The organism is Skermanella aerolata KACC 11604, from assembly GCF_000936425.1.
GTDB lineage: Bacteria > Pseudomonadota > Alphaproteobacteria > Azospirillales > Azospirillaceae > Skermanella > Skermanella aerolata.
The window spans coordinates 1-26,965 of sequence record NZ_AVFK01000050.1; the positions used below are offsets into that span (position 1 = coordinate 1).

At 60.2% G+C, this 26,965-nt stretch carries 21 protein-coding genes; 13 read left to right on the forward strand and 8 right to left on the reverse strand.

From position 1 onward, the window contains the following. Positions 1 to 185 precede the first annotated feature (185 nt). Positions 186 to 2,675 carry a type II secretion system secretin GspD gene (gene gspD / locus N826_RS33255; RefSeq protein ID WP_169789460.1) on the reverse strand — a complete coding sequence of 830 codons (2,490 nt, stop codon included), beginning with the start codon at positions 2,673 to 2,675 and terminating at the stop codon, positions 186 to 188. A 552-nt stretch (positions 2,676 to 3,227) separates the two neighbouring features. Between gspD and N826_RS33260 the strand changes: the two genes are divergently transcribed. Continuing rightward, complete coding sequence (locus N826_RS33260; protein ID WP_147040993.1) at positions 3,228 to 3,884, forward strand: prepilin peptidase; 657 nt, start codon at positions 3,228 to 3,230, stop codon at positions 3,882 to 3,884. 82 nt (positions 3,885 to 3,966) lie between these two features. On the opposite strand, the gene N826_RS33265 is transcribed toward N826_RS33260, so the two are convergent. Continuing rightward, a complete protein-coding gene (locus N826_RS33265; RefSeq protein ID WP_044436197.1) occupies positions 3,967 to 5,340 on the reverse strand; it encodes a PepSY-associated TM helix domain-containing protein in 1,374 nt (457 codons plus the stop codon). A gap of 1,253 nt (positions 5,341 to 6,593) precedes the next feature. Between N826_RS33265 and N826_RS33270 the strand changes: the two genes are divergently transcribed. The 6 genes from N826_RS33270 (at position 6,594) to N826_RS33295 (ending at position 14,486) form a co-directional block, all read left to right on the forward strand. Next, positions 6,594 to 7,757: a multicopper oxidase domain-containing protein gene (locus tag N826_RS33270; protein ID WP_052832498.1), complete on the forward strand. Its 1,164-nt coding sequence runs from the start codon at positions 6,594 to 6,596 to the stop codon at positions 7,755 to 7,757. Positions 7,758 to 7,908: 151 nt separating this feature from the next. Beyond that, positions 7,909 to 8,970: a multicopper oxidase domain-containing protein gene (locus N826_RS33275; RefSeq protein ID WP_084721395.1), complete on the forward strand. Its 1,062-nt coding sequence runs from the start codon at positions 7,909 to 7,911 to the stop codon at positions 8,968 to 8,970. Positions 8,971 to 8,989: 19 nt separating this feature from the next. Next, positions 8,990 to 10,006: an SCO family protein gene (locus N826_RS40870; protein WP_052832503.1), complete on the forward strand. Its 1,017-nt coding sequence runs from the start codon at positions 8,990 to 8,992 to the stop codon at positions 10,004 to 10,006. A 367-nt stretch (positions 10,007 to 10,373) separates the two neighbouring features. Further along, entirely contained in the window at positions 10,374 to 11,417 is a 1,044-nt protein-coding gene (locus N826_RS33285) for a PilN domain-containing protein (protein ID WP_044436199.1), read from the forward strand. After that, positions 11,417 to 11,992 carry a type II secretion system protein GspM gene (gene gspM / locus N826_RS33290; protein ID WP_044436200.1) on the forward strand — a complete coding sequence of 192 codons (576 nt, stop codon included), beginning with the start codon at positions 11,417 to 11,419 and terminating at the stop codon, positions 11,990 to 11,992. The genes N826_RS33285 and gspM overlap by 1 nt, the downstream gene beginning before the upstream one ends. Before the next feature lie 322 nt (positions 11,993 to 12,314). Further along, positions 12,315 to 14,486, forward strand: a complete 2,172-nt coding sequence (locus N826_RS33295) for a cytochrome-c peroxidase (RefSeq protein ID WP_084721398.1) — start codon at positions 12,315 to 12,317, stop codon at positions 14,484 to 14,486. Positions 14,487 to 14,823: 337 nt separating this feature from the next. On the opposite strand, the gene N826_RS33300 is transcribed toward N826_RS33295, so the two are convergent. Then, complete coding sequence (locus N826_RS33300; protein WP_044436202.1) at positions 14,824 to 15,885, reverse strand: hypothetical protein; 1,062 nt, start codon at positions 15,883 to 15,885, stop codon at positions 14,824 to 14,826. Positions 15,886 to 16,163: 278 nt separating this feature from the next. After that, positions 16,164 to 16,400, reverse strand: coding sequence for a hypothetical protein (locus N826_RS43695; RefSeq protein WP_147040991.1), 237 nt, complete (start codon positions 16,398 to 16,400; stop codon positions 16,164 to 16,166). Between the two features lie 104 nt (positions 16,401 to 16,504). Between N826_RS43695 and N826_RS33305 the strand changes: the two genes are divergently transcribed. Together N826_RS33305 and N826_RS33310 are read left to right on the forward strand one after the other, a co-directional pair. Continuing rightward, positions 16,505 to 17,023 carry an RNA polymerase sigma factor gene (locus N826_RS33305; RefSeq protein WP_044436203.1) on the forward strand — a complete coding sequence of 173 codons (519 nt, stop codon included), beginning with the start codon at positions 16,505 to 16,507 and terminating at the stop codon, positions 17,021 to 17,023. Positions 17,024 to 17,119: 96 nt separating this feature from the next. Further along, entirely contained in the window at positions 17,120 to 17,308 is a 189-nt protein-coding gene (locus N826_RS33310) for a hypothetical protein (RefSeq protein WP_147040989.1), read from the forward strand. Between the two features lie 229 nt (positions 17,309 to 17,537). Here the strand turns inward: N826_RS33310 and N826_RS33315 are convergent, their stop codons facing one another. The 3 genes from N826_RS33315 to N826_RS44970 form a co-directional block, all read right to left on the reverse strand. Further along, complete coding sequence (locus tag N826_RS33315) at positions 17,538 to 19,151, reverse strand: ISL3 family transposase (protein WP_147040987.1); 1,614 nt, start codon at positions 19,149 to 19,151, stop codon at positions 17,538 to 17,540. Between the two features lie 101 nt (positions 19,152 to 19,252). After that, on the reverse strand, positions 19,253 to 20,023 hold the full coding sequence (locus tag N826_RS44965) for a recombinase family protein (RefSeq protein ID WP_084721399.1): 771 nt from the start codon (positions 20,021 to 20,023) through the stop codon (positions 19,253 to 19,255). Continuing rightward, positions 19,959 to 20,546 carry a recombinase family protein gene (locus N826_RS44970; protein ID WP_084721400.1) on the reverse strand — a complete coding sequence of 196 codons (588 nt, stop codon included), beginning with the start codon at positions 20,544 to 20,546 and terminating at the stop codon, positions 19,959 to 19,961. Before N826_RS44970 ends, N826_RS44965 begins: the two co-directional genes overlap by 65 nt. Positions 20,547 to 20,970: 424 nt before the next feature. Between N826_RS44970 and N826_RS33330 the strand changes: the two genes are divergently transcribed. From N826_RS33330 to N826_RS33340, 3 genes are all read left to right on the forward strand, one after another. After that, on the forward strand, positions 20,971 to 21,498 hold the full coding sequence (locus N826_RS33330) for an ATP-binding protein (RefSeq protein ID WP_052832507.1): 528 nt from the start codon (positions 20,971 to 20,973) through the stop codon (positions 21,496 to 21,498). A 592-nt stretch (positions 21,499 to 22,090) separates the two neighbouring features. Then, the gene (locus tag N826_RS43700) at positions 22,091 to 22,525 is read left to right on the forward strand and encodes a hypothetical protein (RefSeq protein WP_147040985.1); all 435 of its coding nucleotides are present in this window, start codon (positions 22,091 to 22,093) and stop codon (positions 22,523 to 22,525) included. Positions 22,526 to 22,577: 52 nt separating this feature from the next. Then, complete coding sequence (locus N826_RS33340; RefSeq protein ID WP_044436207.1) at positions 22,578 to 23,639, forward strand: hypothetical protein; 1,062 nt, start codon at positions 22,578 to 22,580, stop codon at positions 23,637 to 23,639. Positions 23,640 to 24,240: 601 nt separating this feature from the next. On the opposite strand, the gene N826_RS45825 is transcribed toward N826_RS33340, so the two are convergent. Beyond that, entirely contained in the window at positions 24,241 to 24,363 is a 123-nt protein-coding gene (locus N826_RS45825; RefSeq protein ID WP_280178493.1) for a hypothetical protein, read from the reverse strand. 646 nt (positions 24,364 to 25,009) lie between these two features. Here N826_RS45825 and N826_RS33350 point away from each other — a divergent pair. Continuing rightward, positions 25,010 to 26,902 carry an extracellular solute-binding protein gene (locus N826_RS33350; RefSeq protein ID WP_052832511.1) on the forward strand — a complete coding sequence of 631 codons (1,893 nt, stop codon included), beginning with the start codon at positions 25,010 to 25,012 and terminating at the stop codon, positions 26,900 to 26,902. Positions 26,903 to 26,965 lie beyond the last annotated feature (63 nt).

Sequence of the window (26,965 nt, forward strand, 5' to 3'; positions counted from 1 at the left end):
GACTTTTCTGAAAAAATCGCCGTTCTGCTGGTTGGTGCCTCGAGTTTCAAAACCGCTCAACACAACTCTCCTTGAAGTGAACCACCCTGAAGACGTTTGAACCGTTACGGCACATCCATCCACAGGCAGAATAATCCGTGGGCACAGGCCATCGTTCCGCGCCAGGCTGTTTACCGGGACGAAGCTCAGGGGGGTGATCCCTCCGATGGAATCCAGGGGGGCGGCGACCTTGGGCCGCGATAGGGTTCCTCTGCCGGAGACGCTGGCCGGCTTTCCGTGCCCCGGACGGGAGATGCAGCACCAGCGTCGGCGGCTGGAGCCGCGGTTGTGGCCCTCTGGACGGGTTCCCGCTGCATGACCGGCAGCAGCCCCTGCATGCGCGAGCGCAGCTCGTTCGTCATGTCACGGGCGTCCTGAGGTGTTTGCACGATGCGCGGCCGTAGCAGGACCAGCAGCTCGGTACGCGTGTAGTTGGTCGTGCGCGTACCGAACAAAGATCCGACCACCGGCAAACCTGACAAGATTGGCACGCCGTCGCGGCCAGTGGAGGCGTTGTCACGGATCAGGCCGCCGAGCCCGATGGTCTCGCCGCTCCTGACCACGACCGTGCTGTTGATCCGGCGCTGTGCGATGGTCGGCGCATCCAGGTTAGATGAATTTGTTTGCGACGCCTCGGAAACATTCTGCTCAATCTCCATGCGCACCATGCCGCCCTCATTGACGCGTGGAATAACCTCGAGTGTCACGCCGGTATCGACGTACTGGATCGAGTTGACGATCGGGGCGTCGGTATTGAGGACGCTGGTCGCCTGCTGGACCGGCACCGGCACGCTGTCGCCGACCTGGAGCAGAGCCGTCTGGTTGGTCAGGGCCAGCACCTGAGGCGATGACAGGACGCGAACATCCGTTACCGCCTCGAGCGCGCTCAGGATTACCCGCGTATTAGCCGTGTTGAAGATCGTGGCGAAACCGGGCAGTTCGGGTGCAGGAACAGGGGCGTTGCTCCGGCTGAGCAGCGCCTGGAAGTTTCCGCTGTTGAAGAACCACTGCAGCCCGTAGGCGAGCTGATCATTGAGCGTGACCTCGGCGATGGTCGCCTCGATCAGTACCTGGAGCGGTTGAGTGTCAAGCTGCCGCAGAGCATTTTCAATGCGGCGATACTGCTGGCGCGTCGCCTGAATGAGCAGTGCGTTCCGGCTGTCATCGGCCGTGATGCGCAGGCCTGGCGCTGACACGGAGGTGAAAGTAGCTCCCTGCCCGCCGCCGCCAGCGCCTCCGCCTAGACCACCGGATCCGAAGCCGCTTCCACCACCCTGGCCACCGAGACCACCGCCCAGGCCACCGCCCAGACCGCCACCCTGATCCTGGCCGCCCAGACCACCGCCCTGCCCCAGTCCTCCCTGCCCCAGTCCTCCCTGCCCCAGTCCTCCCTGCCCCAGTCCTCCCTGTCCAAGCCCTCCCTGGCCCAATCCACCTTGTCCCAATCCTCCACCGCCGCCCCCCAAACCTCCAGCACCACCTCCCAGTAGGCTCGATCGGCCGAGTTGGCGCGACTGCAAGCCGGGAGCGATGCCGCCGATCTGCTGACCGGTGGGTTCGGCGCCGAAGATCTGTCCCAAAGCAACAGCGATATCGGCAGCCCTGCCGTTCTGCACGGGATAAACGAACAGTTCAGGCTCGGAGCCGCCGCCCTCCTGATCCAGGCGCTCCGCCCATGTCAGCATCCTGTCGATTGTGTCGGGCTTCTTGGCCACGATGACGAGGGCATTCATGCGATCGACAGGCACGAAGCGAACGTCCTGCGGCTGGCCCTCCTCGGTGCTGAAAATCGAGGTGAGTTCTTCGGCCAGGGCTGCCGGCGAGGCGTAGCGCAGCGGCTTCAGCGCCAACGACATGCCCTGGAGCTGGTCCAGGTCGATCGCCTGAACCGTGGCTTCCATCAGGTCAAGCTGGGACCCCGCCCCCGCGAGCAGCAGGAGGTTGCGGGTCGGATCGGCGGACACGACTGCTCCCCTTGGCGTCAGCGGTGCCAGAAGCTCGGCCGCCTTGCCGGCCTCGATGTGGCGCAGCCGCAGGATGCGCACACCCATGCCGGGCCCGGCGGCGAGCGAGGGTCCGCTGGTGAGCGCATTCTCTGCGGGAACCACCTGGTAGCCGCCGGGCATGGGCACCATCGCTATCCCGTGCATCTGGAGCACCCGCTCCATCAGCGCCAGCACGTCGCCGCGCGGAATCGGTCCGCGGGTCTCCATGCTGACCGTCCCCTCGATCCGGGGATCGACCGCGTAGGCAAGGCCGAGGATGTCGCCCAGCACCGCCCGGGAAAACTCCCGGATGTCCGTTTCGGGGAAGTTCAGCTCGACGCTTTCGCCCTGCGGCGTCGGTCGGGTAGCCGTCTGCGGCATCTGCACCCGGATGCCGCCCCGCTCGACAAAGGTAGGCCGGCGCGGTGGCTCATCCGACCTGGTCGAGGATGAGCCGGTTCCGCCAGGCGGCACGAGCGCCGTCGGATCACCGGAGTTCCCCATGTCGATCCGCATCATCTCGGCCACCTGCTCGTCCATTCTCGCGCGGGAGTCGCGTTCCTGCGCGCACCCAGCCAGAAGGGCGATGAGGGCACAGGCGGATAGGCCCAGCCGCGGCCCCGGGAAAGCGGGCCTCATTTTTTCAGTCATTCGATTATCACCGGCCATGAACCTAACGCGACAGAAGCATGCTGACAGGGCTGTGAATTCCATCCGCGACCTGGATTGTCTCCCTTTGTCCTAGCATTCCAGACCAGCTTGCCCGGAAGCGCATCGGTGTGGCTGAGTGAAATGGTCCAGATCGATCCTTTCGAAAGGTTTGGATCGCTGTTGGGAGAGGCTGACTGCCCGTCGGCAGAACCAAGCCGCCATTTGGACCTATGGGTGAAATATATCGTATTCTCAATCGTCAAGGTATGGTGTGCCTGGATCTTGTGGGGGTAGGCGTGCACACTTCGCACATTACTGGCATATTCCAAGAAAGGTCCATACAGATCGATTGGGCACAGATCGATTGAGCGGCGCCCAAGATTTTTGACTGCCCATGAGCAATAGGCTCAAGGCACGCTACCGTGGCTGCTCTGAAACCCTGGGACCGAACTATTTTTCTCGCCGGGCCGTCTTATCGGGCAGGTCCTGCCGATCGGGGATTGAGGACTGGGCCGGAAATCAGGGAGAGTGAGCAGAGTGGAAGGATTGGAAGTGCTGCTGATCGCGGCTGCACCACTGGCCGGCGCAGCCGCCGGCATGGTCGTCGATCGCTATCCAGCACCGGATCAGGATGAGACTTGCGCTGCCGGTTCAGAAGAGATCAGATCTGTGCTCCTGCGCAGTCTTCACCCTGGTATTGAGATAACCTGCACGACGACAGCAGTAGTGGCGGCATTTGCCCTTTCGGCGCCCTTGTCCCTTGTCGCGGCCGGGTTGAGCTGGGTGCTTCTCATCCTGACGCTGATAGACCTGCGCTACCTGGAGGTCCCGGATGCGATCTCCCTGCCGCTGATCCTCGCCGGGCTAGCCACGACCTGGTGGATCAAGCCTCAGGCCGTCCTCGAACATGCCGTGGCGGCCGCCGGCGCAGCGACAGCCATCTGGCTTCTCGGTGAAGCCTTCCGGCGGCTGCGCGGCGTTGCCGGGATCGGAGGCGGAGATGTCTGCCTGTTCGCCGCGGCTGGCGCCTGGGTCGGACTGGCAGCACTGCCAACTGTCGTGTTCCTGTCCGGGATCTTCGGCCTGATCGCAGCATCGCTTTTGGTCAAGCTGGGCTGGGTCGCCTGGAGAGACCACATTCCGTTCGTGCCGGCCATTTCCGCCGCTCTCTGGACCGTCTTTCTTATACCTGAGCAGGCATGGCCCTGACGAGCCTGATTGACGACCCTCTCATGTCCGCAGCCGAAAGTAGGATCAGCCTGACGGCTGCGGTCACAAACCCTGCCCAGAGCTATACCGTCCGCAGTCGTTGTCGTCCGGCAACCAGCAGGTAGTCGAGGATAGCCATCACGACCAGCGATACCCCCACAAGGGGGAAAAGAACGCCGCCGATCATCAGGATCGCCAGCACGCCGCGCAGAACGCTGCGATCCGACGGCAGCGGCGGTACGCCGAGGGAGCGGCCGGGCCGGCGCTTCCACCACATGATACCGGCAGAAACCGACAACAGAACGATCGCCATGCAGACCAGCAGCATCAGGATCTGGTTGGCGAGGCCGAACTCCTGGCCCATGTGGACATTAACGCCCCATTCCAGCGCCTTGCCGAACGGCCCATAATCAGCATAGCTCATGTCAATCAGCGGTTTGCCCGTGTACTGATCGAGATGAACGACCCGCTGCAGCGACAACTCATCCGGATAGGCCGACGCGCTGTAAACGCCTGTCGGACCGCCCGGTAGGCTGACCGCATATCCGGGCGCCATGCCCAGCCGGTCGAAAATCGCCACCGCACTGTCCAGGCCGATCGATCCGCCGCCAACCGGGATCGACTCCGGCATACGCGCCTGCTCGAGCGACCAGCTGGTGGCCGACATGTGGGCCAGATGCTCGTCGGACATCGGAACGTCGGTCCGCACGCCGGATGGATAGCCATAGTTGGAGCTGTTGGCCCACTGATTGACATAGCTGCCCCAGAATACCGACCAGGGCATGCCAGTGACTGCCAGGAACACGATGAAGGCTCCGACGAAAATTCCAGTCACGGCATGAAGATCACGCCAGAAAACGCGCTGGCGCCGGGTGCCACGGACCGTCACGACGCCGCCCTCGGCGCCTCCTTCCCGCTTGCGTGGCCACCACAGAAAGATACCGGTGCCGACCAGCAGGATCGTCCAGCCGCCGACTATTTCAATAATTCCGTTGGCCACAGGTCCGAACCAGGCAAGGCTGTGCAACTGCCGGACCACCCACATGACCGAACCCTTGTCAGGGATGTCGCCAAGTACTCGTCCTGTATAGGGATCGACAAAAACGGAAACTTTATCCCTACCGGTTTTCACAGTGATCTCAGCCGAAGCTTCCGGATCGGCCGGCGGCAGATACTTCACCGCAGTTCCAGGATATGCGGCAAGTGCCGCATCGATCAACGCCGAAGGCGCGGCACGCTCGGCCAACTGGACCTCGACGTGCTTGAGGTCGCGGTAAACAAAATTATCGATCTCGTCCTTGTACAAATAGGCAGCACCCGTCACCGCTAGGATGATCAGGAACGGCAGTGCCAGCAAGCCGGCATAGAAGTGCCAGCGCCATACCGCCCGGTAAACACTCAAGGATGAGATTGCAGCGGCCCGCGAAGGAACCGCTCCCAGCAAAGTTTCCGTCATAGCCTTGTTCCAATGGCATTACGCCGGTGTGCGGACACTTGGACTGTCGGGCACGGCGTCGTTTCGTGAAATCCTTAAATCAGGAGGGGCGCCATCAAAACATTTGTGGGTGGAGCACGCGGACGCAATGCAGTCAAAAAATGCTTGTCGATAGACACCTCGCCTAGCCAGACATTGATTGTCTTTACAGCCGGCGGGCAGTTCAGATCGGACTGATATGACGCCGGCGGGAGCGACGGCGCGGTCCCCGAGCAAACGGTGCAGAGATCACAGGTTTCTCCGGTAGGTCCATGAGAGGAAGCGGATTGTGGCCGCTCAGCCTGGATCGAGTGTTTTACGGCGTGCTTGGGTGTAGCACTATGCCCGTGCTGCGTGGTTGCAATCAGATAATCGGACCTTGGCAGGTCAGCGGGATGAGGAGAGCCGGCAGGCACATGTCCGACGATCAAGCTCTGCATAGCCGCAGCAATGATCGCCACCCAGACGGTCACAACGTGCAAACGATTCCTGCGCCTGCGGAGAAAGTGTCCGCAGTAGAACGGATCCCGACGAAGGTTTCTCCCAATCTGTCGCTTCATTGCAGGTGTGTCGCCGGAGTATCTAAGATGCTACAACCTATGATGGATCAGAAGCCGGAATAATCCAACAAACAATAACTTTTGACGCTTGGTCCTGGCGGTGAGCCTTTCGCTCAAAGCGCTCTATATGGCCAAGTGGGAAACAGGAGATGTCGAGGCACGCCTCATCTCTCAGGCATAGAATGGATTATCCTTGGAGCGCGACTCACTTAGTCTGACGCTCCAAAGGCCAGCAGTTTTCGAACTGCCCAGGCACCGAAACGCCTAGGGCAAACAGTGAAATTCCTAACTGGAAGTATTAATCCCTCAATTTCAGGAATACGAGCGTAGTTCGTCCGTCATCTGATTGAACATGTCGCAGAGGCGGTGAACACAATGTGCTCAGTTGAATTTTTCCAGCACGATCTGACCGGCAGGATGCACGGCGATCTGGACAAATGGAACTTGGCGCACGGATGGATCAGCGCTTCTCCGGCAGAACAACACAGATTTTCCATTCTCGACTCAACTCGCATGTCCAGTCACGGGAAATAGGTCGCTGACGCTGGCTGCGGATCGGAACTGACAGGTTCGAGCCAGGCACAACGACAACTGTAAGAACCGGATTTTTGCTCGGGATCTTCCCGAGGCGGCGACGTGCGTCCTTTTGCGGCGAACCAAGGAGCGATGACAACAATGCGCAGGCGGGAATTCATCAAATACGGCAGCGCACTCGCTGCATTCACAACGGCATCAATGTCCCTGCCGTCATTGCTTTCAGCCCAGATTGCCGAGGAAGTTCCGACCGGCGAGGAAGCGGACTTCGACCTCGAGATCGTCGATGTTGATGTCGAACTGATCGACGGCAGCACTGTGCCGATGTACGCCTTCTGCCACGCTGGTCAGACCCCGACCATTCCCGGCCCTATCCTCCGAGTAAAGCAGGGTAGCACGGTCCGTATCGATGTTCGGAACTCCAGCACCAGATCCCATGGTTTTCAGATCATGGGGCAGGATGCCGCCATTACGGCCATCGCGCCCCATGAAGGCGATGGCGAGGACAAGATCCGGATTGAATTCACGGCGACAAGGCCGGGATCCTACCTCTATGTCGATGGCGACAACGCCCCAATCAACCGTGTCCTCGGTCTGTACGGCGCCTTCATCGTCGAGCCGACAAACGGTTTCGCCGATGCGGCGCGGCAGAAGCCGATGCCCTATGCTCCGGCAGCCGCGACACCAGCCATCAAGTCGCTGTTCTCAGCGCTCGGTGAGGCGACGATCGGCGGTCAGCCGGCCCGGTTCCCCGGCAAGGCTTGGCGGCCTGGTCGGGAATACATCTGGATCTTCAATCAGATCGACCCTGTTCTGTGCCGGCGCATCGCGGCTGGTGAAAATCCCACAGCGTCGGAGTTCCAGGCACAGTTCCACCCCCGGTACTTCACGATCAACGGCCTGTGCGGCCTTGACTCGGCCCACGACAAGGCAACCTGCCCGACCGGCCGCGTCGGCGAACCGGCGCTGATCCGCACCATGAACGCCGGCCTGGCGACCCATTCGCCGCACATCCATGGCAACCATGTCTTCGTGCTGACTGAGAGCAACAACAACGGCGTGCCGGTTTACCAGGAAAGCCTGAACGAGCACGATGTCTGGACCATGCAGCCGATGAAGACCAAGGACGTCCTGCTGCCCTTCACGGCACCGCCGGACGTGCCGCCGGCACCGTGGAGAATGGTCCAGGAAAAATATCCACTGCGTTATCCGATGCACTGCCACAACGAGATTTCCCAAACCTCCGCCGGCGGATCCTACCCGATGGGACTGGTCACGGATTGGCACATCGACGGGCCACTGTAATCCGGCCGGGTAGTTATGAATCTGCCGGGCAGCTCCGGCAGGCACAGGAACCATCAAATCCACCATTAGAAACACGGCTTAACCGACCAACCGGCGAGACGGGTTCCGGCCATCGAAAGCTGTAGAGCCCTGACGCCCTGGAGACACTGATATGGTAACGATCAATCGGCCAATGTTCGATCCTCAGGAATTTGATACTTTTGGCTGCCATCCCTTCGAGAACGACCCTTCGACCCCGGACCGGATCGCGCGTCAGGTCTATGTCGAGAGGCAGGTGTCCAGCTGGAACGTCAACATGAAGGACGGCTCGCAGCTGCAGTTCTGGGGCTTCAAGGATCCTACCATTTCCGGCAGCGACTCTCCCTGGCCGTCCAAGATCATCCGGGTCAAGCAGGGCCAGATCTTCCACTGCATGTTCAAACCATCCAAGGGTGCCCACACCATCCACTGGCACGGCATCGAACCGACCCCGATGAACGATGGCGTCGGCCACACCTCGTTCGAGGTCAAGAGCAGCTACACCTACCAGTGGTGCGCTCACCAGGCCGGAACCTACCTCTACCACTGCCATAAAAATACGGTGCTGCATTTCGAGATGGGCATGTACGGCGTGCTCATCATCGATCCGGTCACAAAAAGCCCCGACACCAACAACCCGAACTACTTGTACGATCCTCTCCCGGGTGACTCGGCTCCCGGCATCACCGCCGGCGCCCCCTACTCGGCCGAATCGATCCTGGTGTTCGACGACGTCGATCCCAGATGGCATACGCTCGATCACAATGCCGGCATGTGCGGCGACGATGTCGGGCTCGACAAGTTCAATCCCAAGTACTTCCTGATCAACGGAGTCCACAACGGCCGGACCCAGACGGATGCGAAGACTGTCACCAAGGCCACTGCCGGGTGGAACGTGATGCTCCGCATCGCCAACGCCTCGTACAGCCGACTGCACGTGACGCTTCCCTTCAACTGCTACATCGTCGAAGTGGACGGCCGTCCGCTGCGGACGAACCCCGCCAAGGGTTGGTTCTCGTCCCCGAAATACATGGCCGCGGGCAGCAAGCTCGAGGTTGGCGTGGCCCAACGCTACGCTATTTGGGTTCCGAAAATTGCGGCGGGCAGCCACTCGATCACCGGCAACTTCCATCACTGGATCACCAACAACAAGCATGCCGACGGTACCGCGATCGCCAAGATCAACGCCGCCTGATTTAACGGAGTTTTTGACCATGAGTGCCTCGCATCTTCTGAAGGGCGCCGGACGGACGGCGCTTCTGGCAGGATTTCTGCTGAGCGGTCCGGCTCTGTACTTCGGGTCCATGGCGACGTCCGCTCAGGCGGATTCTGACCATGCCACTGTGGACAAGGGATTACAGGCTGAAGCCGGGTCGGCGCACGCTGCCGGGAGCCACAGCGGCGGTCACGGCGATACGGCGGCATCGAAGCCGGAGGACACACAGGCGGGCGGCCATGGTAGCGGCGGCTACGGCGCCCACAGCGGTTGGCCGGAGCCGCATCAGCTCGGCGGTGACTTCAGCCTGACCGACCATACTGGCCGAAAGGTAACTCTTGCTGATTTCAAGGGTAAGGCGACCGCCTTTTACTTCGGCTACACGCAGTGTGACGATATCTGCCCGATCATTGGCACCAAGCTCGGCATGGCGGTCGATCTGATGGGCAATAAGGGCGGTCAGATCAACATTGCCATGGTCAGCGTTGACGACCGCAATGATGGTCCACAAGAACTCGCCACCTTCGTTGCCAAGCAGCATCCTCGCCTGATCGGCCTGTCCGGTAACCGGGAGGAAATCTACCAAATCGCCGCGAAGTACCGGGTTCGGCGGGATTATGTCATGACGAACCAGGTCGCCAAGGAAGGTGAGCAGCCGGCCGAGGAGCACGGCAACGATCATGGGGCTGGCCATGGTGATGCCTCGGTTCAGAACCAGCATAGCGGTCAGGGGGCTGCAGCCCACGGCGAGGCCGGCGAAGCGGCCCAAGCTGTACCGGCTTCCGCAGAGATCGTGCCCGGGGACTCTCCGGCTGATGCGCCGCGCAAACCGGGCCAGCGGATCAAGATCCGCTCCGCTTCCGACGACGCGACACGGTTGCACAACATGGCGATGGCGCACACCACCCACATCTACCTGCTGAACAGCGAGGGCCAGGTTGTGCGGTACATCTACCCCAGCATGACGCCGGAAAATCTTGCCAAGCGCCTGACCGACCTGGTGGATGCAGGATGACAGAAGGTTAGGTCATGAGGAGATGCTCGGGTGTGAGGCGGGCTGCTGTTCTGATCTACTGCTCTGAACCGGCGCCAGCAGTAGCCGCGGTCTCGACGAATTCGATGACTGATCCACTCACACCTCAGGAGGCTTCCTTTAAGCAGCCGGAGCGGGGCTCGGGTACAATATCGCGGCCCGATCATCGCTGCCGGCTGCCGGCGCATAAGAGCAGTTACGTGCGCAGCAAATCTCCGGCGGGAGATATGCTGCTTACGGCATGCGAGCTGCTGGTCATTACGGCAACGATCTGCCTGCTGGCTGTAGTGATCTTCCTTGACTCATGATACGTGAGGGTGCCTGCGGGTACCCTAGTGGAGACGATCAAATGGCCGTACCGGGCTCGCTCACGCAGAACGCCTTGAAGGGATGGCGCTGGTGGACCGGCGAGCTCCGCGCCTGCATTCCGCAGCGGTTGCGCTCGCTTGCGCTGTCCCGCGACCTGCGGGTCGAGATGTCCGCCAATGCCATCACGGTCAGGCGCTCATCCCGATCCGTATCGTCCTTTCCGCTGCCGCTCGACAGCGGGAACCGTGAGGTGCTGACCCGTCTGCTGAAACGCCGCCGGTTGACAGTTATAGTTCCCGCGGAGCGCGCAGTTTCCTGCGTTGTCGATCTCCCGCTCGCGGCGGAGCGGGCGGTATCCCAGGCTCTACGCTACGAGGTGGATCGCCGCACACCATTCAAGGCCGATGCCGTTTACCTCGGCTACAAAGTCCGCGAGCGCGACACTGCCGCGCGCAGGCTCAAGGTGGAGATGGTGTGCGCACCCCGGCGCCTGCTCGATCCGCTCCGTGGTGTTGCAGTGTCGGCGCAGGCGGTAATTGGATCGCTGATCGCTGAACTCCCCTCTGGCAATGTCGATCTCGGCTTCGGCGAGAACCAGCGCGCCACTGGCGGTCCGGAACGGATCGTCGCGCTCGGCTTCGGGCTCGGCTGCGCTGCCGCGATCGCGGGTTTGGCGATCCCCCTGATGCGCATCGAGGCCGCCGCCGAAAGCATGGAGGCCGAGGTCGCCGATCTCAGGGTCAGAGCAGGACGGGCGGCGGAGCTGGAGCGCGAGATTGTGCAGATTACGGCGCGTGAAACCTCTCTGGACACGTTTCTCCAAGGTAAGGCCCCCCTGGTCTTCCTCGCCGAACTGGCCAGCATAACCGGCGACGACACATACATCACCGGCTTCCGTTTCGACGGCAACGCTTTTCAGATCGACGGCTCCGCCGCCTCTGCCGCCGCCGTGGTCCAGGCGATCGAAGGTTCACCCCACTTCAGGAATCCAACCTTCCGGACAGCCGTGACACCCGATGCGGATGCCGGAGAGGACTTCTCGCTTAGCTTCCTGGTTGAGCAAGCCGTGCCGGAGGATCGGTGATGTCCCTGCAGATTTCCCCCAAGCTGTCACGCCTACTGGCCCTGACGATCCTTGTGGTCTTGGTGATGGGATCGGTCAATCTCGTTGCCCTTCCCCTGCTGGAACGGTTTGAGACTGCGGAAAGCCGGTTGGCCGATGCTGCAGCCTGGCGCGCGCGTCTCTCTACTTCCCTGGAGCGCATTCCCCAGCTGGAGGAAACACTTCAGCAAACCCGGGAGGCAGCCGGAAGCCGCAAGGGCATCCTGCACGTCGAGAACGAGGCTCTGGGGTCCGCAGAGTTGCAGAAGATAGTCCAGAAGCTGATTTCCGATGCCGGCATCCAGTCGCGCAGCATACAGCCCGTGCCGGCGCGCCGCGAGCATGATGCCATGCAACTTGGAATTCGGGTTTCGGCCCGCGGCGATGAACCGGCCATGGTCAATCTTCTGGAGAGGATTGAGCGGCATGAGCCTTCCCTGGCCGTCAGCAACCTGAACGTTTCGGCTTCCACTTATCGCGGTGAAGTCCCCAGCGGACCCACCGAGGTAGATATGCAGATGGTGCTCGAAGTCCTGGCGGTGGCAAACTCCAAGTGATGCTGCTCACCCTCTGCTGGATAGAGAACCATCCCGATGAAGTTGAAATTTGCGTAGTGCGCGGGATATTTCTTGAGTATTCATCCGGATGGCATCCCTTTCCTTGTATAACCAGGCAAATAATCAATCTTGCGGTGATGTTTCCGGCTATTCGCTCAGGGCTAGGCAAGTCATAGGCATCAGCTGTCGAAAAAATCCTGTCATCGGGAAAATTCCCGGCAATAAAGTCGCTCCCCACACGTCATCTCCCTGAACGCGGTCCTCTGGCTTGGTTAACGGGCACAGGCGCACTCATCGAACAGGTTCCGGGAGAACATTTCCTATGCGGCTCGGTCTACGCCACTGGCTTCTATCCACCTCGACATGCCTCCTCACCGCGGTGACTGTCACGGCGATGTGGTCGTCGTTGAGCCTCGCCCAGACGATACCGGCGGATTCGGAGTTGGGTGGGGAAGTCGAGATCATCGACAACATCGAGGACACTGATCCCGAGGATGAGGTGATCGACGTCAATGAGCCGGATGACCGCCCCCTGGAGTCGCTGAAAGGTAAGGCGCCGCCGCTGCCAGACCTGACCGGCATCGTCAGGAACAAGGATTGGGCCAAAGCGGCCGGGAAAGCGCTGTTCTGGGATCAGCAGATCGGCAGCGACACCGTGGCCTGCGCCAGCTGCCATTTCCGCGCCGGGGCGGACCCTCGTGTCACCAACCAGCTGAACCCGGGACTGAACGCCGGCGACAAGATGTGGGGTTCCACCGCCGGTACGGGGCTGACGGCATCGGGACAGAAGGCCGGCCCCAACATCACCCTGAAGCCTGATGACTTCCCGTTCCGCAAGTTGCTGGATCCGAATAACGCGAAGAGCCGCGTTCTGTTTGACACCAACGACGTCTCCGCGTCGGCGGGTACTTTCGCGGGCGATTACGTCGGCACGATCGAGCGTCCGAAGCAGCAGCCGCGCGCGACCAACACGGACCGCTGCAGAAGGACTGTGGACGAGGTGTTCAATATCCTCGGCCACGGCACGCGCAAGGTCGAGCCACGCAACTCGCCAACCGTCATCAACGCCGTGTTCTATCATCGGAATTTTTGGGACGGTCGGGCGAACAACATGTTCAGCGGCACCGGCGTGTTCGGCCTACGGGACATCCGCAACGACAAGGCCTCGCGGCTCGTCGTGCTGAAGGCGGATGGCAGCGTGGCGCTCCAGAATGTCCGCCTGGAAAATGCCAGCGCCGCTTCCCAGGCGGTGGGTCCGTTGCTCAGCGACTTCGAAATGTCGTGCACCGCGCGCGCCTTCGCCGATATCGGGCGCAAGATGATGGCCCAGCAGGCACTCAAGCTTCAGACGGTCAGCACCTCCGACAGTCTGTTCGGCGCGGGCGGTCCGCTGGGCGATATGGTCACCGCCTCCATGATCGGATTGAAGTTCACTTACGGCGACATGATCAGGAATGCGTTCGCCAAACGCTTCTGGGGGTCTCCGGACAAGTTCAAGTTCGTGACCAACGATGACAATTCGGTAAGCCTGGTCAAGGATCCTGCAGGCTACACCCAGATGGAGCTGAACTTTCCGTTATTCTTCGGCCTCACTGTGATGCTGTACGAGGCAACCCTGGTCTCGGACGACAGTCCCTTCGACCGCGGCCAACTCACCGCCCAGCAGCAGCAGGGTAAGGCGATCTTCGAGGGCAAAGGCAAGTGCATCGCCTGCCACGACGGCCCGCTGATGTCCAAGGCCGCCCATGTATCCAGTCCGGGCAAGCAGCCCAAGCTGGTCGAGCGCATGCCGATGAGTGACGGCAATCCCTCGCTTTACGACAACGGGTTCTACAACATCGGTGTCCGTCCGGTGCAGGAGGATTTGGGCGTCGGCGGGACCGATCCATGGGGGGCTCCGCTGTCATACTCGCGCCAGTGGATCAACGGACGCAAGGCCGACTCCTACCTGATCAACCCCTGCGACTTCGAGGTCCCATTTCCCGGCCAGGAAACCGTCGCCTGCGGCGGCAATGCGGTACCGCCAAGTGTCAACCTGAAGGACGAGAGGCTGGCCGTCATGGGCGCCTTCAAGACCCCGACGCTGCGGAACGTCGCCCTGACGCCGCCCTACTTCCACAACGGCGGTCAGGCTACCCTGCAGCAGGTGATGGCGTTCTATAATCGTGGTGGAGACTTCAACAACATCAACAAGTCCCCCGACGTCACGCCTTTAGGCCTGACCCTGACCGAGCAGGACGCCCTGGTTGCCTTCATGCAGTCGCTGACCGACGAGCGGGTCCGGTGCTCACGCGCCCCCTTCGATCATCCCGAGCTGCTGATCCCGGATGGACATAAGGATGGCGTGTACAAGGCCGACGGCCGCGTCGCCGACCGCCTGCGGGTCCTCAAGGCAACGGGAGCAGCGGGCTACGGCTCGACCAGCTGCCCGTCCAACACCGGCAACCTCTTCGACATGGCTCGTAACATCAACGGCTTGCCGATCAAGCCGTAGGACGACCCTCCGCCTTTGCTCACACAAGAAAGCCCCGGACCTTTGCAGGTCCGGGGCTTTCCTCGTTCTGTCAGAAGCCCCACGACATAGCGGAAGGCAAAGCCGGTTAGATGCCGATCCTTCCAACCGATAGGAGTCGAGACTATCGGCCGATAATTCGGATTACAGATCAACCTGTTCTGAGCAGGCAGCGTCGCCAAGGAAGAAGGATGCTCCTCAGCAGCGCGATAAAATTTGAGAAGCATGTGGCATCCACCCTGAGGGCAGAAAGGGGACGCAAGAAAAAGGCCGGGACAAGCCCGGCCTGAAGTTTCGGTGCTGTGGCGCGTCGAAATGGTCAATCGATCCGGTTATCGACCTGGAGTGTATCCTGGACTTGCACACTCAATTGGGTGTTAGGGTTGGTGGTCATGATCGGCCGTCCATTTGCGTCGATCATCCGGACGCCAACAATGCTGGGGCAACCATCGCCCGCTTGATTGCCGGTCTGGGCATTCGTCAGTCTGGCGTCAACACGATAGAGCCCGAACCGTGCGTCTCCAGCATCGGCAACCGACGTCACGTTGATCGGGTAGGCGAACCTTGCTAGGCCATTGCCTGCAACCCGGAAAATTTCGACCCGGGTCGCCGGGGGCAGGTTCTGTCCACGGTATGTCGCGCCGCGCAACTCGAGTTCGATGTCATTTGGTGCGCGCTCCCGGCACTGGGCGCGGAGAATACTGATTTTTGCCATCGTAGGGGTCGCGATCTCGCCTCCAGACACCTCGAGATCCCACAGATACATCTTCCCATCGTCGGACCACCAGCCCTCGGCTGCCACAGGTGTGCCTGGGATAATGCTGTTCCGGATGAGCGGGAAGCCGAAGTCGTTCTTCAGCGGATTGCCAGGGACACGCGGATCGAAATCAGACTTACCGGTCGGAAAAGAGGGGGCATTTGCACGCGGCGGCATCAGGACAATTTCCATGCCGTCCAGCTTCAGCGTATTGTTGCTGTTCTGGGTGATGTAGCCGAGTGCTACGTTTTCCTCTGGGTTCAGCGCGATGTCACGAGCAGTGACCGTTGCTCCGTTGCTCTCACCAATGACGATTGCAGTGGCATTGCGGAAACCGTTGGGCTTGCCCGGTATCCCGTTCCTCACCGCTTCGGACCAAGAAATATCCGGGTTGGTTGGAGTCGAGATTGTCACACTGTCGTCCGGCGGGATCTGAATCACAGTACCCATTACTGTCATGGTTCGGGTACCGGGTTCATTGACCATGTCCAGAATGCGGCCCTCGATTTCGACTTCCGTGAACGGAAAAGTCGGCTGATTTTGGGCGGAGGCAGGTGCGGTCATTAAGGCCGCCGGAGACATCAGGGCAGTCGTTAGAATAAGGGCTCTGGTCAGATTACGCATAGGCAAATCCTCGGTGTCGCTCCCAGCGGGCGCGCAGTGGTTAGAAGGCTGTTTCTGAATTTCATGCACACGTTTCCGCAGATACTGCTATCGGACACCTGGCGGCATGATCGGAGCGTTTCAGGAGATCAAGTGCTTGCCGTGTACACCTAGATCATTGGCAAAAAAGGTATGAGCATCCACACGTCATGACATGTGGTGGATTACTCCCTTGCGGCAAAAGCGCAGTCCTTGCCTCCCCTGTTACTGTCTTTCCCTGACATGACGATTGCGGCGGCTCAATATTCCTGATTTTTTCTGAACCAAGAGAGGTATTCCAAGTTCACCGGAATACTGTCTATTTTTGGACTTTCGGCATACATATGGTATTTGATAGATCCCATAGGCATAGCGGCGGGTTCGTCGAAAACCAAACCGGCGATATTCAATGTGTGAAGTTTGAATCCACTGAGATGATCTGCAAAGCAATCCGTGACCGAAGCTCCTTTGTGGATGTGACGGACCTGTGGCGCCATACAGTCTTACCTCTTATGAAAAGAGGCACAATCAGGATTAAGTACCGCCCTGAGTCGTCTTTCTCAAGGAAAGGTAGAAACACGCTCGACGGTGGAAAATAAAAATGCAAAGAGCCGAAGACGATGTCAGGGATGCCCTGCCGGCATTGTACCTAAAACTGAGGCGTTTCGCCTTTACTCTCACTGGAACGGAGGACGGAGCCGATGATCTGGTCCAGATCACCTGCGAAAGGGCAATTCGTCAGGCATGCCAACGGGACCCTGCGACTCCTCTCGTGGCGTGGCTGTACTCGGTGATGAACAATGCCTGGGAGGGAGAGCGGGAGTTACCGCCCAATACCGAACCCGTCAGCGAAATTCCAGACCATGACTATCGCAGCACTATGGTTTTTGAGGATCGTCTAATGCTGCGAAGTGTCCGACGCAAAATTCTCGACTTGCCAGAAGAACAGCGATCGGTTGTAACATTGGTAGGGCTGGAGGGTTTCAGTTATAAGGAAACAGCCGAGATGCTCGGCATCCGCATCGGCACCGTCATGAGCCGCCTGTTCCGTGGGCGCCACGCGCTTTCCCGGATGATTGACATGCCGTCACGCCGATCAGTTGCCGGCCAGGACCTATGAACAGCCCTTTGTAAACTGCCGAAATGCGCGGGTATCCAGTGATCACGGAAAAAAGGCGAATGGCGCGATACCGCCGTGCTGGTGCGGGTTCACGGTGTGCTGCTGCGTATGGCCCAGTCCGATCCCGAGACCGCCGCTCGGGAGTTGGATGTGATCGTCGACAGTTGCAGCGTCCGGGCCAAGCACGGCACCAAATATCATATCGTCATCCCAAGCGACGGTCTGCCGCTGGGTGCGGTGGCCTCGGTTGCGAGCTATGACGGAAACTGGGTGATAACGTGGTGAGCAAGGCGGCGTATCGAGGTAGGTGCTTGAAGCCTGCCAGAACCTCCACGAGGGAGCGATACGCCATGAACGAGGATAACAGCATTGTCCAGCTTCGCCAGCCCAACGAGATCGATGATCCGCTGACAGCGCTTTTGCGGAGTGGTGTCAACGGCGAATGAAGTTCGGTCCATCCGCATTCCCGGTGCACAATCTCTGAGTGAATTTTCTATTTATACTTTCTCCATAGTTATGCGGCTTCCAGAACCCGGTGACGGAGCAGGTCAAAGCCGGCCCGGCCGCACATGGTGCGCTTGATCGTCTTAAGCTGGCTGATCTGACCCTCTACCGGGCCGGTACTCCACGGCAGCGACAATCCTGCGCGGACTGCCGCCAGATCCCGCTGCAGGCCACCGGCAAATCCAGCCAGCGGCGTTGCCTGTGCCACGATGAGCCACTGGTCCAGTTTGCCGGCCTGCTTCTCACGTACCATCGCGCGGAACTCGCGCGCCAGCAAGATCACGGGAACCAGATCCGGCGCTTCGGCAAGCAGGGCATCGACGAACTTCCGCGCGGTGTCGTCGATCTCGCCGGCATCGGCGACCACCAGCCACGCCGCGCGACGGCCGGAGGGTGCTTTCCAGGGGCTTGCCGACGGCGCCTGCCCGGCGGGCAGCGGATCGCTGCGCCGGAGCTTGTACCGGACCCATTCCTGCACGCTCTTTGGCCTGCCAGGATAGCCACGATCGCGGATCTCGCGCCACAGCCGGACCGTGTTGGTGCAGCCCTCGCTCCAGCGCCGACGCAGGTAATCGGCATGAACGTCGACAGCACTGCCGTAGGCCGGCTTGCTCCAGGAGGGCGGCCGGCCCGCCAGCAGCCAGGCCCGGATCGTGGAGCGGTCCAGGCCGGTGCTGCGGGAGATCGCGCTCTGTGACCAGCCGCGCGCATCCAGGGCGACCACCTCGTCGAAACGGGCCTGCCGCGCCGCCTGCCTGTCGAGTTTGCGCTGCTCACTGCGGGTGGGAGGCCGGGGCGTGGATGGCGTTACCGGAACGGTCATCAGTGTCGTCGTAACCGCTGTGGCCGTTTTCGCCGCGGCGCGGATCGAGCGATGATGTCGGTCAAGGATGCTTGACAGGGCGTCGCCGAGATTGCGCAGAAGATGCCACCGATCGGCAACCTGGACCGCATCCGGAGCGCCGGCCCGAACCCCGTCGGCATAGCTGCCGGCCCGATCCCGGGCGACGATCTCAATGCCGGGATGCGCCTTCAGCCACGCCTCGACAGTCTCGGCCTTGCGGTCACGCAGCAGATCGATCGGTCGGTTCTCATTCTCCAGATCGACGATGATGGTGCCATAGCGTCGGCCACGACGCCATGCCCAGTCATCGATGCCGATGACGCGCGGGGACGGCGCTTCCGAGATAGGAACAGCCCGGATCAGGCGCAGCAGGGTGTCGCCGCTGACCGGCATGGCAAGCCGGCCTGCCAGGCGGGCGCCGGATTCACCGCCGGCATGCAGAGCGATGCGGCGTTGCGCTTCGGCGAGACGGACGGTCCGCCGGACCCTCGGCAGGGCCACCTCCGGCAGGCGTTCAGCGAAGATCCGGCGCGGGCACCTGCGAGCGGAGCAGCGAAAACGGCGGATCTGAAGATCGAGATGGCCGATCCGACCATGCCAGGGAAGATCTCCGAGATGCCGGACGTATCGGCTGTGGACGCGGCGCGAACGGCGGCGGCACAGGGGACAGGATGCTGTAGCAGCGCGAGCATGAACCGCTATGAGCACGCGATCAGAGTTGACGACGACCTGCTCAACCGCAAGGCCGGCTGGGAGCAGGGACAGCAGCGAATTGGACACGGAGAAGAGGGCTTTCTCTGAGAAAAACCGTTTCCCTTCATATGGTTATCTTCATCCTCCAGTACACTCGCGCTGCACCGGGAATGCGGATGGACCAGCATTCACTCGGCGTCTACAATTACTTCATACCGGGCTTGCTCCAGCGCCAGCTCAACTTGCCGACGGACTTCGTCAGCCTCGGCTTCCCGCGCCTCGATGGCTCGCAAAGCAGCTTCGATACCCAACGGTTCAAGGAGCCGCAGGACCTCGCCACCGACTGCCTGGTCAACACGCAGAGCGCCGAACGAGATACAGCGTTCCGTCCCATGATTGACGTGGGCGCCTTGGCAATGGTAGCGGGCCGAACTGCCGTGAGCGCCACTGTAGGCGACATGCAGCTTGCGGCCGCAATGGCCGCAACGCAGCAGTCCGGCCAGGAGCGCCTCTCCCTTGCGGACGGCTCCACGGACCATCAGGCCCTTGCTGTTGGCATTGTCGGTGATCAGGCGCTGGTTCCTCTCATACTCACTCCACGAGATGTATCCCTCGTGATGGCCGGGGATCAACACTTGCCAGTCCTCCCGCTCGCGCCGGATGCCATGGGTAACCTGCTTGCGGCCTTGAACCAGCTTAACCCGGCTGCCGGTCCGGCCGAACGCGTAGGCCCCAGCATAAATGGGATTGGTCAGCAGGTGATGGACAGTGTTGTAGACCGGCGGCTTCCAAACGATGTGCCGGCCCTGGGGGCCGTAATCGACTGCGGGTAGATCGATTCCCTCCTGCCGGAGCCAAAGGTGGACCTGTCGGATACTCTGGAACTCGGCGAAATTACTGAGTACCAGAGCGATGGCCGGAACGCACCCGAAGGTCAGGGTCCAGATCAATGCGGTCATGTCGGGTCTTCACGTAACCGACAGCCACCGTCAAAAACAACTCGCCGCGTTTGGCTTTCTGGCGCAAGGCCTCCAATGATCGCTGCCGCAGAATCGAGAGTTCCATCTCGCTCAGCGTCCCTTTCATGCCCAGGACCAGACGATCGTTTGCCAACCGCGCGTCGTATTGGCCTTCCTCATCAATCAGGAGGCAGTCGACCAGGGCACAGAACTCCAACAGGGTATGCCAGTCCCGGCCGTTGCGGGCCAGCCGCGAAGCCTCAACCGCCAGCACGGCGCCGACGCGCCCCTCGCAGATCGCCAGCAGAAGCCGCTCGAACCCCGGCCGGCTGACGCCGCCGCCAGATCGTCCAAGATCATCATCAATTACAACCACTTCAGTCCAGCCAAGTTGTCGAGCCCGCTCGGCCAGGGCGTATTGTCGGCGCCGGCTTTCCGGGTTATGGAGCAACTGGTCAGGCGTTGATTGCCGGACATAGACATAGGCACCCCGGGCGAGATGGTCAGGCGTGATCTGGCTCATCACCGCCCTCCCGTATCCCGCTGGACTCTGCCTGTACAGCTTCCGTCAACAGGGCTTCGATCAAATCCAGCAGTTTGTTCCGCTCCACCGATGTCAGCGTCGGTACCTGCCCGGCTGCCGTGAAGAGATCCCTCTGAGCTGCTACCCCTTGCCGTCGACCCATGCCGCAGTCCTCCATGTGATGGAACTGGCGGAAAGGTTAGAACGGTATTGACCACCGTTCGAAGCACTAGCAAAGTTAATGCTGGAAGTCTGGGAGTATCCCGGATCTCCAGATCGGCAGCTTCTGGCCGAACCATCCATTCCGGCAGAAGCGCCAGTGTCCTATCGGGCTGACAGACCATGAGCATGGCGGTGCCGCGGTGGGTGTTTCGCCCTGTGACCACGACCGCCTAGCCGGCCAGTGGATGGAAGCGATATTGGATTGTCGCTTCGAAAGCCTGATACCCGGCAGTATGTCGCTGCTTCGACCGGCACCGGCAAAACCTGGATCGCCTGCGCGCTCGGCAATCAGGCGGCACGGGAGGGCTTCAGCGTGCTCTACACCCGGCTGTCACGCCTGCTGGACGACATCGCGACGGCGCGTCTTGGCTCAGGAGCCGGCGCTCTGATGCGACGGCTTGCCAGGGTCGATCTCCTGATCCTCGACGACCGGATGATGAGCGAACTGACCGCGACCCAGCGGCGGGATCTGATGGAGATTGTCGATGACCGCCATGACCGCGGCTCGATCATTCTGGCCTCCCAGATACCCTTGTCCAGCTGGCACCGGGCGATCGGGGATTCCACTTATTCCGAAGCGATACTGGATCGCATCGTTCACGCTGCCTATCGGGTAGAACTTCAGGGCGACTCCCTGCGCAAACCCGCTCGTGGTGGCACCGCCCGTGGTGGCACCGCCCCTTCCGGCAGCGCCATCAACCCGCTTCCCACCTCGGGGAAACAACCCTAAAGTGAACTTACGTCAGACGCCAACGGCAGGCCCCGCCCCATGGGGCGAGGCCTGCCGTCGCCCTTGCGAAGTGCCTGCTACGGTTGAAGCGCAGGTGGTCGGATTGATGAAAATGCCGGTCGGTTTCGTGAACATGTGCACTGCTCCAGCCTGAACAGCAGGACCCCAGTTCCGGGCACTATCGATCGATGTCTCTGGGCGTCATCGCGACCTTGCCCTTGAGGGCGTCGCGCCAAGTTTCGGTGCCCACGGTCCGCCATTAAGCCTCATCTCCTCTAACCATCTCATGAATCTCATCATAAGCCTGATGTTGCCGATTTTGGACATGCGTATCCTCTGAACGATCAGCAGCAATCCGCATGGTCGCATCAACCGCACGGGATGGTGAGAGGTGTTGAGGATATTGGCCTCGGTCAGGATGTCGCCGTCAGACGACCATCCCAAAGGGCTGACGTTTATATCGAATACCTTTTCATACTATCAGTACAATATCGAATTACTATCTAGGTAGTTATAATGATTTTAAATCAAATGGAAATAAAGATGACACCTGTCTCGTCATGCCCTTGAGAAAACATGAGGGGAAGTGACAATGGCTCGATCGATGATTTGGATACCAGCGTTCGCGATCGTTGCTATCTGCATCGCAGCATCACCCGATCCAGCGAAAGCAGGGACTTCGAAAGGCACCACCGCTGGACAAGTCGGAGAAGCAAAGCCGCTCCATGCGAAGGGTATCAAAAGGCAAGGACGCAGGGTCGATGACAGTGTTACGACCTGCAGGATGTTCGGCAGTGATGGCCTGACCCCTCGACCGGGGCTGACGCACATGAAGCAGAGCGACCATGCTCGTCTGCGCGCCGAGAACGATCTGATCGAGATGTCCCAGCGTGGCAATGGCGACGAAGCCGCTTACTACAGGTCCCTGACAGGCAACAGCGCAGACAATCCTAAACTCAACCGCTATCGAGTCGCGGACAGACTAGGCATGAAGAAAGCCTGCAAGCCGTATTGGTCCACGCCCTGAGCGTGAAAAATAATCGGTTCACAATTCACTTAATGCATCAGAGAGAATTCCCATGACCATTCGATCCCTGCTTCTGGCGACCGTTGCCATTGCCACGATATCTGCTCCGGCCGTGGCCCAGGTGGCTGCCGAACTGGAGGGACGCGTGACCGACATCACGACAACCGGTACCGGCCCCGAAACCACCGTCACATCACTCAAGGTGTTTAATACCACCATCGCCATAAAGTCCGGAACCACGTTCGCCACACCGACACGGGACGGCATGTCCGCCAACAACATCGGCGTTTGCAATAATCGCCCGTTTGCCGGTATGAGCCGAACCACCAAGACCATGATTGGAGGCACCGGCATCATCGTTGGATCATCTGTCGACCTGCCTGCTCCGGCCGTCGGCTCGGTGGTCGAACCTCAAACCGTGTTTCTTGAGCCGGCTGAAAACGTTCTGCTCGGCCGCATCACCAAAATCCCCGAGTACGAACTCGACCCGGTTACCAGCACGAAAAAATATGTGAGCGGCACCTTGGAAGTTGAAGGAACAAGCGTAATCGTACTCGGCGCCAGAGCGGGCGAGCACTTCCCGCCCACCGGTACAGTGGCTCACAATCCGTGCCTGCCAGGGACAGGCGTCAAGAACGATTTCGGCTTTGCAATCCCGCCGGAGTCACTGGTGGTCGGCGCCGAAGCCGCGGCTGAGGGCTGGTTCGGAGATGATGGCAGGTTCTACGCCTTCCTGATTGAAAGTGTCGGTGCGCCGGACATTCAGCCCACTTCAGTGAGCATCACCCGCGCCCAGTGCCGGACCCGTTCCGCGACCCAGATGGAGTGGGAAATCCGGGGTGGAACCGCTGATGAGGCATCTGGCGGAGCAGGCCAGATCCTGATCGGCAAGCCGGTACCCTCTCCCACGCCGGAAAACCCCAACAGGACAGTATTCGGGGCTTATACGGGTGCCACCACCACGGCTACCGCTGACCCGCTCAACAGGCCCTATGGCCTCTACACCTTCAAGGCGAACATCAATAATCAAGGGTCATGCCCGGAGACCGTGATGGTCCGGTATGTCGGAAAGTCCGCTACCGTAACCGTGCGCGCTGGCGTGGATCGCCGCTGAACGAACTGCATACCGGACGCAGTTTCAACCTGCCATCAGCGGAAACCCAATTTTGGCACTCGTATCAAGCCAGTAACGGCTACACCCGGACGACCGGCGCCTTGTTGGCTACGGTCGGCTGGAGGGTCTTTCGGGCGCCCGGCGTCTGGGACGCCTGTTCCGGGCGGCACGGCTGTATGTGAACTATTTTCAGCCGTCATTTAAACTCAAGGAGAAGAGGCGGGACGGCGCGCGGATGAGCGTCTGCTGGCGAACGATCGCTTCGAGGAACCGGCGAAGGGGGTCTGCGCACGGAGTTCGCCCGACTGGATCCGGTTGCGCTGCTGCGAGAAATTCGCGCGGCGCAGGCCGAGCTGGATGATCTGACGCCGTTCATTGCCGGCTTGGCGCGGGCCTGGGAAGACGGCGAGGTGCGGCCGACCCACCGACAGGCGACGACGGCGCCACGGACGTGGCGGACGCGGGTGGATCCCTTCGAGGAGGTCTGATCAGTTGTCGAAATGTGGTTGGAGGCGGAACCCGAGCGGACGGCGCGGGAGCTGTTAGAGCGGCTTCAGAGTACCTACCCCGATCGCTATCCTGATGGCCAGCTGCGAACGCTTCAGCGGCGGGTGAAGGTGTGGCGCAGCGCCAAGGCACAGGAACTGGTCTTTGGCGCCTCCCGGTCCGCAGCGGCCTGACGGGCGATACTGGGAATGCCCCCGCCGACATCTGGATGACCCATCGGTTGCGGTCGGATACCGCTCACTTCCTGCCTTGTCTGGAGGATCCCACCGTGCTCACTCCGGTCAAGAACACGAGCGGAGCTCGTGCCGCTACGCGGCGGCCTGCGGCCGTCCCTGACCTCTCCTGCGCGCGATGGCGTCCGGTGGACAGGTCGGGACGAGAGGATGGTCGTTCCGGTCGAACAAGAGGATGTCAAGCAATCTTTTGGCTTGAAGAAGCTGATCCCTTTCTGTCGCCTCGAATGTCAGTTCCGCTGTCGCCTGGTAACATTTCTGGGTGCGGCAATACGGACAAGCGGTTTTGATTGACGCGCAACAGCTCAGCATGAATCGGAGATAAAGCTATACCGCATGCTGGATGATGGCGGATGGGAACTTATGGCGGGCATACGAAATCAGCTGTATCCAGGCAGATTATCGTCGCCGCTGTCGGAGCGCCACTGTTGCCGTGACATTACCGGCACAGCGACAGGTTTACTTCGAACGTAACGTAAGATTGTAGCGCCAGACATAGTTATACCGGAAGTATTCAGTCGCATGATAAGCAAAAGTGATATTGTAATATACTTTTGGAAAATAGTACCTTGTTAAGGTTCATTTGACTAGCAGTATGCTTGGTCAAGCTGAGAGGGAGTGTGGAAGGGAATGCCTGATCTGGTCTGTCGGGTCTTCTTTTATCTGCTCCTCTTATTTTTGGCTGCCGCGGCGTCACTTGGCGCGACCCCAGCCTACTCGGTTGACCTGGTTGATCCTCTGGCTGGAAAAGAAACCCCGGATCCAGGCTTCGAAGGCATGAGAACACATACTCTGCGCGCTCTCACGATGCTTGACACGCCAAGGTACCCTGATGATTTCAACCATTTCATCTATGCGGAGCCAGGCGCCCCGAAGCAAGGAGCCCTGCGCACGGCCGAGGTCGGCACATTTCACAATCTGACCCCCTTCATCCTTCAGCAAAGTAGCGTGCAGGTATGGCTTGTGTATGAGCAGCTCTTCACGTCGCCACGCGATGATCCGCTATCATCGTATCCCCTGATTGCGCAAAGCGCTGAAATCGCGCAGGACAAATCGTTCGTCATATTCCATCTGAACCCTTTGGCGCGCTGGCACGATGGCATCCTCATCTCGTCAGAAGATGTCGTGTTCACTTTCAAGACCTTGTGCAACCACGACAAAGCTATTCCCTACTTCCGCTCGGCATTTCGAGACGTCAAGAGTGTCGAAGCCATAGATCAACATCAGGTAAAGTTTCATCTTTTTCCAGACAGCGAAATCAATCTTCCTTTTTTAATTGCGAGCATGCATATTTTACCCGCACATTATTACGAAACGAGAGAATTCGGCAAATCCTCGATGGAGCTTCCAGTAGGAAGCGGTCCATATCGTGTCAGCCAGGTGCTTCCCGGCCGCCGGATCGTTTATGAACGGGTCAGAGACTACTGGGCGCGTGACCTGCCGACGCGGCGCGGACTGTACAACTTCGACCGATGGGTTGTTGACTACTATCGCGACACCAACGCCAAGGCCCAGGCGTTCATGGCCGGTCTTTCCGACATCGTGTACGAATTCAACCCCATGCGCTGGCTCGCCTATGACGCCTTCCCGGACAAGGCGGAGCACCGGCTTATCAAAGTTCAATCCCGGCTCCAGGGTGCGCTGGGGAGCATGAACTTCGCGTTCAATCTGAGATGTCCTCCTTTCGACAACAGGCTGATTCGGGACGCGATCACGCAACTCTTCGACTTCGAATGGATCAACAGGGTCTTGATGGGCGGATGGGCCGAGCGCAATCACAGCCGGTTTCCCAATTCGGAACTGGCTGCCCAGAGCCACCCCTCAGCTGCGGAAATCGAGCTGCTCCTGCCCTGGAAGGGGAGTATCAGGGATGAGACGCTTCAGCGGGAATTCGCTCTTCCAGTCAGTGACGGCACTGGTTATCAGCGTCAGCAACGTCGCAAGGCTTTCGAACTGTTCGCACAGGCGGGCTATGCTCTTCATCAAGGATCCTTGGTGAACGGTACAGGCAAGCCGCTGTCAGTCGAGATCATCACTGCGAGTTCAGATTTCCGGAACGTGGTCCTCGCTTTCGTCACCAGCCTCAGAAGAGCAGGCATCGATGCTCGCCTGCGGATCATCGACGTGCCTCAGTTCGAGAGACGATCCAGGGTGGATTTCGATTTCGACATGACCTTTCAGTTTTTCGGCACCACGGATCTTCCCGGCCCGGAGCAGGAGTTCTACTGGGGGTCGAGGTTTGCCTATGAGCGCTACACCGTCAATATTCCCGGCATCCAGGATCCCGTCGTCGATGACCTGATCGGCCGGATCAGACGCGCCACCTCCCGCAAGGAGCTGATCCCGGCTATCCGAGCCCTTGATCGTGTTATCGCATGGAATGAGTACCTGCTCTCGGGATGGTATATGGCCACTTCCCACTACGCTTACTGGGACAGGTTCGGTCGGGCAGACGTCCGGTCGGAACAGGAAGCCGACCGGCCGCTGGGCTCCCCCGCTATCGAGGCTTGGTGGGCCAAGTGAAACAGGAGGCTCTTACAACCTGCTAAAGGAAAGCGCCCGTCTCTCCGGCACAAGCCGGATAAG

Excerpts from the sequence above, each read along its gene's own strand:
- gspD (WP_169789460.1), bottom strand. The coding sequence starts at position 2,675 with ATGACTGAAAAAATGAGGCCCGCTTTCCCGGGGCCGCGGCTGGGCCTA.
- N826_RS33265 (WP_044436197.1), bottom strand. The coding sequence starts at position 5,340 with ATGACGGAAACTTTGCTGGGAGCGGTTCCTTCGCGGGCCGCTGCAATC.
- N826_RS33270 (WP_052832498.1), top strand. The coding sequence starts at position 6,594 with ATGCGCAGGCGGGAATTCATCAAATACGGCAGCGCACTCGCTGCATTC.
- N826_RS33275 (WP_084721395.1), top strand. The coding sequence starts at position 7,909 with ATGGTAACGATCAATCGGCCAATGTTCGATCCTCAGGAATTTGATACT.
- N826_RS40870 (WP_052832503.1), top strand. The coding sequence starts at position 8,990 with ATGAGTGCCTCGCATCTTCTGAAGGGCGCCGGACGGACGGCGCTTCTG.
- N826_RS33285 (WP_044436199.1), top strand. The coding sequence starts at position 10,374 with ATGGCCGTACCGGGCTCGCTCACGCAGAACGCCTTGAAGGGATGGCGC.
- gspM (WP_044436200.1), top strand. The coding sequence starts at position 11,417 with ATGTCCCTGCAGATTTCCCCCAAGCTGTCACGCCTACTGGCCCTGACG.
- N826_RS33295 (WP_084721398.1), top strand. The coding sequence starts at position 12,315 with ATGCGGCTCGGTCTACGCCACTGGCTTCTATCCACCTCGACATGCCTC.
- N826_RS33300 (WP_044436202.1), bottom strand. The coding sequence starts at position 15,885 with ATGCGTAATCTGACCAGAGCCCTTATTCTAACGACTGCCCTGATGTCT.
- N826_RS43695 (WP_147040991.1), bottom strand. The coding sequence starts at position 16,400 with ATGGCGCCACAGGTCCGTCACATCCACAAAGGAGCTTCGGTCACGGAT.
- N826_RS33305 (WP_044436203.1), top strand. The coding sequence starts at position 16,505 with ATGCAAAGAGCCGAAGACGATGTCAGGGATGCCCTGCCGGCATTGTAC.
- N826_RS44965 (WP_084721399.1), bottom strand. The coding sequence starts at position 20,023 with ATGACCGCATTGATCTGGACCCTGACCTTCGGGTGCGTTCCGGCCATC.
- N826_RS44970 (WP_084721400.1), bottom strand. The coding sequence starts at position 20,546 with ATGAGCCAGATCACGCCTGACCATCTCGCCCGGGGTGCCTATGTCTAT.
- N826_RS43700 (WP_147040985.1), top strand. The coding sequence starts at position 22,091 with ATGGCTCGATCGATGATTTGGATACCAGCGTTCGCGATCGTTGCTATC.
- N826_RS33340 (WP_044436207.1), top strand. The coding sequence starts at position 22,578 with ATGACCATTCGATCCCTGCTTCTGGCGACCGTTGCCATTGCCACGATA.
- N826_RS45825 (WP_280178493.1), bottom strand. The coding sequence starts at position 24,363 with ATGGGTCATCCAGATGTCGGCGGGGGCATTCCCAGTATCGCCCGTCAG.
- N826_RS33350 (WP_052832511.1), top strand. The coding sequence starts at position 25,010 with ATGCCTGATCTGGTCTGTCGGGTCTTCTTTTATCTGCTCCTCTTATTT.